The 6,591-nt window shown below is 66.5% G+C and carries 1 protein-coding gene; it reads right to left on the bottom strand.

The features are described 5' to 3' along the window. Positions 1–23 precede the first annotated feature (23 nt). Positions 24–6,443 carry an amino acid adenylation domain-containing protein gene (locus AC6CIA_RS01170; RefSeq protein WP_498310248.1) on the bottom strand — a complete coding sequence of 2,140 codons (6,420 nt, stop codon included), beginning with the start codon at positions 6,441–6,443 and terminating at the stop codon, positions 24–26. Positions 6,444–6,591: the final 148 nt, after the last annotated feature.

Genomic DNA, 6,591 nt, shown 5'->3' with positions numbered 1-6,591 from the left:
GAAAAAAGGAGATTGCGCGGGCATCAGATAACGCCTTCTTCAACGGTGTGCGGGGCGGGCAGGCGTTCGAGGGTCTGCGCCACTTCCAGCAGGCTGGCGGCACCGAACAACTGGCCCATGGGCAGTTCCACACCAAGGCGGCTGCGCAGCATTTCGAGAAAACGCGTGGCCAGCAGGCTGTCGCCGCCCAGGCGGAAAAAGTTGTCGTGGCGCGAGACGCTCGGCACCTTGAGCAAGTGCTGCCAGAGCTCGGCGATCACTTGCTCGCCGGCGCTCAGTGGTTGTTCATCCACCGCCACCCTTGGCTGAGCAGCGGCGGTCAAGGGCGCAAGCAGTGCACGGCGATCGACCTTGCCGTTGCTGCTCAATGGCAGGCGTTCCAGAACCAGAATCCGTTCCGGGCGCATGTAGGCCGGCAGGCATTGCTCCAGGTGTTGCGCCAGCACATCGGCGCAGGTGCTGGCAGTAACGGCGGCCATCAGTCGATTTTCGGCGACCAGCGCCACAGCGCTGCACACGCAGGGGTGGCGGACCAGTGCGGCTTCGATTTCGCCCAGTTCGATGCGATGACCACGGATCTTCACCTGGCTGTCGGCGCGCCCGAGAAACTCCAGCAGGCCATCGGGGCGGTAGCGGCCGAGATCACCGGTGCGGTACCAACCGTCGACAAAACGTTCGGCATTCAACTGCGGCGCGTTGCGATAACCGCGCGCGACGCCGGCGCCACCGATCCACAATTCCCCCGTGACCCAGTCCGGGCAGTCACGGCCCAGAGCATCGACCACCCGGTAGGCCTGGTTGGCCAACGGCACGCCGTAAGGGATCGAACGCCAGCCCCGCAGCGGCTGTTGCACCTCGAAGTGGTTCGACCAGATCGCCGCTTCAGTCGCGCCGCCGAGGGCGATAAAGCGGCAACCGGGGGCCTGGCGTTGCAGGCGTTGCGGCAGGTCGAGGCCGATCCAGTCGCCGGACAGCAGCGCGACCTTCAGATCCAGGGGCTGGCGGTCTTGGGCGTTGGCTTCCAATAGCATGTCGAGCAGCGCCGGCACGCTGTTCCACAGGGTCACGCGGTGCTGTTGCAATGCCTTGAGCCAGGCGCGTGCATCGCGGCGCTGGTCTTCGTCGATCAGCACCAGGGCGCCGCCCACCGAGAGCAGGCCGAACAGGTCATACACCGACAAGTCAAAGTCCAGCGCCGACAGGGCTAGGCCCCGGTCGGTGGCCTGGATGCCATAACAACGGTTGATCTCGGCCACAGTATTCATCGCGGCGCGGTGGGTGATTTCCACGCCCTTGGGCTGGCCGGTGGAGCCTGAGGTGTAGATCACATACGCCAGTTCATCCGCCGCGAGGGGCCGTGGTGCCGCCAGCGGATCGGCCTTCAGCGCGGTGGACGGCTTGAGGTGTTTGACGCCGGGCAGTTGCGGGTCGTGCTCGGCGAGCATCAGGGTCACGCCTGCCTGTTGCAAGATGCGCTGGCAGCGTTGCAACGGCTGCTCGACACCCACCGGCAGGTACGCGGCGCCAGCCGCCAGAATGCCCAGCACACTGGCGACCTGCTGCGGCCCCTTGGCCAGGGACACGGCCACCAGGTCGCCGGGTGCGACACCTGCGTCCATCAGGCTGCGGGCAATACGCAGCGCACGGTCGGCCAGTTCGCCATACTTCAGCGTGCCGTGTTCACCCCATAACAGCGCCGTGCGCTGCGGAGTATGGCGCGCCTGTTCGAAGAAGCCTTTGTGCAGCGTCGGGTCGCCCGGCACGCGGTCGACCGGGGCATTGAGCTGGGCACGCCGACGCACCTGGACCTGGGGCAGCAGGTCAGGTGGAGCGCTGTCCCAGACGTGCTCGGCCAGCCAGTTGAGGCTATGCAGGTAAGTGTCGAACATCGCTTCGACCAGGCCTTCGGGAAACAGGCCGACCACATGGTCCCAGTTCAGGGCGATGCCGCCATTGGCTTCGACGACCTGATGATCGAGCCATACTTGCGGGGTCTGTGTCAGGCCGAACACCTGGTGGGCAAACGGGCCGTCTACCGGCGCCGCCGTGCCATCCGGCACGCCCAGGGCACTGGTGAACACCACCGGCATGCTCACCTGTTGTTCGCCATTGCCCCGGGCCAGTTGGCGCAGCAGACTCACCGAACCCAGGCAACGGTGCTCCAGCGCCTCGCCCAGGGAGTGCTGGGTACGCCGTGCGCGGTCGACCCAACGTTCACCCGCCACCGGCACATAACCGAGCAGGGTCAGCGACGTGAAGTCACCCATCACCTGGTCGATCTGTGGGTGCAGGGGACGGCGATCGAACAGCGTGAGGTTGAGGCTCAGGTCCGGGCGTGCGCTCCAGCGGCCGAGGGTTTCGGCGAAGGCGCAGAGCAGCACCGCCGAGGCGGTCAGCCCATGTTGCTGGGCCTTGGCCAGAATGGCCTGCCAGGCGCTGGCGTCGATCTGCCCTTGCAGGCGTTCAAAGCGTGGCCGGCCCAGGCTGGCGGGGTCGGCGGCCAGCGGCAATTGCGGGTGGGGCGGCAATTCGGGCAGGCGTTCCTGCCAGAAGCGCTGCGCGGCGTGCAGCTCGGCAGGTGCTGCGACGCACTGCACTTGGTAATCGCGGAACGACAGATCCAACGGTGCCAGCGCCAGGTCGGGCTCACGGTACAGGGCATCGAGTTCGGCGTAGAAGCGCAGGATGCTCAGGGCATCGAGGATCAGGTTGTCCAGGCTGATCGCCAGGCGTGTATGCTGGCCGTGACTCACCGCTTGCACATCGAACAGCGGCCATTGGTCTGGGGCGAACACGCGATGGGCACAGTGCTCGCGCAGGTCGTCGAGACTGGCGTGGTCCTGGCCGATCACGAAGGCGGGTACCTGTTGCAGGATGCGCGCCTGGCCGGTGTGATCGAACACAGCGCGTAGCATTTCGTGGCGCTCGATCAGGCGCTGCACTGCGCGTTGCAGGCGCGGCAGGTCGAGGTCCTCGACATCATATTCACGGTAGAAGTGGCAGCTCACGCCCCCCAGCACCAAGCTGGGGTCGCGGCCCAGCCAGTACGCCTGTTGTACCTCGGTCATGGGGAAAGGCGCGTGGCGTTGCGCCAGGTCTGGAACAAGGGTGCGCCGTGGTTCGGCCTGGGCCTGGTGATGCAAGACGGCACAAAACTGCGCCAGCACCGGTTTGGCAAATACCTGGGCGATGCGTGCGCCGCCCAGCCCCTGCTCGGCGAGCAGGCGCGCCAAGCGGGTGGCACTCAGGGAGTCACCGCCCAAGGCAAAGAAGTTGTGCTCGCGGTAGACCTCGCCACAGCCGAGCAACTGCTGCCAGGCGCGGGCCACCTGCTGTTCGATGACTCCGCAGGGCGGCGTCAGGTTGGCCTGCTGCGCGGGGCCGTGCTGGGCGAGCCAGGCGTGCAGGGCCTTGCGGTCAACCTTGCCATTGCCGGTCAAGGGCAGCTGCGCGCAGCCGAGGATGAACGAGGGAATCATGTACGCCGGCAAGCGTTCGGCCAGGCCCGGCAGGTCGATTGGCGCGGGCTGCGCGCCGCCGTGCGCCAGGCGTACCACTGCCGCCAATTGCTGACCGCTCAGCAACGCCACGGCGTGCTCCACGCCTGGGCAGGCCAGCAGTGCCTGTTCGACTTCGCCGGCTTCGATGCGGTAGCCGTGCAGCTTGAGCTGGAAGTCGGTACGCCCGAGGAATTCCACATTGCCGTCAGGGTGGTAGCGCGCACGGTCGCCGGTGCGGTACCAGCGTAGGCCTTGATAGTCGACAAAACGCTCGGCGCTGCGTACGCGGTCGCCGCGATAACCCTCGGCAACCCCGGCGCCGCCGATCCACAGTTCACCGGCCACCCAGTCCGGGCAGTCATGGCCCTGGTGGTCGACAATGCGCAGGCTGACATTGTCCAGCGGCCTACCGTAGGGCAGGCAGTGCCAATGCAACGGCTGGCCGGGGAGGGCTTCGAACAGCGTCGAGTGGATCGCCGCTTCGGTGGCGCCGCCTAAGGCCATGAAGCGACAGCCCGGCGCCTGGGCCCACAACCGTGGTGCCAGGTCCGGGGCGACTTTGTCACCGCCCAACAACACCGCACGCAGCGGCAGACGGGCGTCGACCGGTGCGCACCCGAGCAACATGTCGAGCAGCGCCGGCACGCAGTTGAGCACGCTGGCGCGGTGCTGCAAGGCCAGTTCACGCCAGCGCTGGGCATCCCGCTGCGCTTCGGGCTCGATGCCAATCACCGCCGCGCCGGTGGACAGCGCGGCAAACAGGTCGAACACCGACAGGTCGAACTCCAGTGCGGAGAGCGCGAGGATGCGATCATCGGGGGTCAACTGAAGGCGCCGTTGCAGGTCTTCCACGGTGTTGGCGGAGGACAGATGGCTGATTTCCACGCCCTTGGGTTCGCCGGTGGAGCCGGAGGTATAGAGGATGTAGGCCAGGTCGCTGACCGCGCCGGGTCGCGGGAAGTCCAGCGCGGGACCGGCCGGCGGCAGGGCTCTTAGCAGCAACCGCGCGCCCGACCCGTCACAGATTTTATGACAACGCGCTTCGGGCTGGTCGATGCCGATCGGCAGGTACGTGGCGCTGCACGCGAGAATGCCCAGCACCGCGACGACCTGTTCGGGCCCCTTGGGCAGTTGCAGCGCCACCACATCGCCGCGCTGAATGCCTTGGTCTTCCAGGTACGCCGCCAGTTGCAGGGCACGCTCGGCCAGCTCGCCATAGCCGATGACTTGATGATTGCCATGCAGCAGCGCGGGCAAAGTGGGCCTCAGGCGTGCCTGGGCAAAAAACGCTTCATGCAGGCGCTTGACGGGCAGGGCGGCACGCTGGCCTTGCACGGTTCGGCGCACTGCCAGTTGCTCGGCGGGAATCAGCGCAGGGGGGGCCTGATGCCAGGCCTCGGGGTCAAAACACAGGCGTTGCAGCAGGCCGGTATAGGCTTCGAACAAACCATCCAGCGCACCGCGGGCGAACAGCCCTTCACGCGCATCGAGGTTGACCAGGATGCCGCCGTCCAGCTCGGTAACTTGCGCATCGAGCCACACCTGCGGGCCTTGGGAAATGATCCATGCCGGCTGGCCGAAACTGGCCTGTACGCCCTCGGCGAACAGCTCTCCCAGTCCTAGCGCGCTGGTGTACACCACCGGTGCCAGCACCTGTTCACCGCGTTGGCGGGACAGTTCGCGCAATACTTCCAGGCCGGAAAACGCACTGTGCGCTACATCGCTGTGGAAGCGGCGTTGGAGGGCCGTGGCGCGTGCGGCAAACGTGCCGGCGACCCGGCCGTCCCAGGCCAGCAGGATGGATGAAGTGAAGTCCCCGACCAGGCGATCGACGTCGGCATGCAGCGGGGTGCGGTTGAACAATGGCAGGTTGAGCAACAACTCAGGTGTGTCGCACCAGGCACCAAGGGCTTCACTGAACACTGCCGCCAACGCCATGGCCGGTGTGAGCCCGTGCTCCCGTGCCTGGCGTTCGAATGCCTGGCGTTCGGACGGAGGCAGCCAATGGTGACGACGGCGGACCTGGCGGTCATCGCCCTGGGGCTTGATCGGCAGGCTCGGAGCGCCGGGTAATTGATCGAGGCGCCGTAACCAGTAGTCGCGCGCCTGTTGGCGGCGATCACGCTGTTCGGCGCTGGCCTGGTCCTGGCGCAGGTCGGCCAGGTAGCGGACAAAACTGTAATCCAGCGCGGGCAGGGGTTGTTGGCGGTACAACTGCACCAGGTCGCCGAGCAGGGTACGCAGGCTCAGGGCATCGGCGGCGAGCATGTCGAGGTTCAGGTGCAGGCGGGTGCCGTCGGGCAACAGCGAGAGCTGGATATCCAGCACCTGACCTTGTTCCACGGCCAACTGACGGTGGGACAGTTCGGCACGCAAGGCCGCCAACCGTTGCTGCACCTGTTCGGCGCTGGCCTGGCGCAGGTCATGCACCGTCAGCCCCGGCCAAGGGCTGTGCGCGAGGATCTGCTGGCGGCCGTCATCGAGAAACTGCGCACGCAACATCGGGTGCCGCGCGAACAGGGCCCGCACGGCCGCTTCCAACCGTCGCGGGTCAACGTCGTGGCCATCAAACTCGTTATAAAAGTGCGCGGCCACGCCACCCAACTGTTGGCCGGGGGCGCGACCGATCCAGTAGGCATGCTGCATCGGCGCCAGTTCGAACGGCAGGCTGTCATCGGTAAAGGTGCTGACGGGCGCAGGGGCTGCGGACGCCGTATCAAGCAGGGCCAGCCAGGCACACAGGCGCGGGTCCGCCACCAGGTCGGCGAAACGCGCGGCCAGGCCCTGGCGTCGCCATTGGCCGGCGAGGCGGATCAGGGTGACGGAATCCAGCCCCCATTCGATCAGGTTGGCCTCCAGGGGCACCTGGTCGGCGGGCAGTCCAAGAACGTCGGACAGGGATTGGCGCAGCAGTGTTGCGGTTGAGGTGCTGGGAGTGGCCATGGCTCAACGTCTTCTCATCGCTAGGGCCCGGGCCGGGGTTGGCCCAGGCGCTGAGGGCAGGCAAAAGCATGGAAGAAGATGCTAGTCATTCTCATTTTTGCGACTACCCGGATCGAATCGTTTTTGCCTCGTATCCGTTTGCCCAGTG

The sequence above is a fragment of the Pseudomonas sp. GQ91 genome (assembly GCF_059758795.1).
Note: the sequence above shows the minus strand (reverse complement) of the source record. Positions and strands in the feature narration are given on the sequence as shown.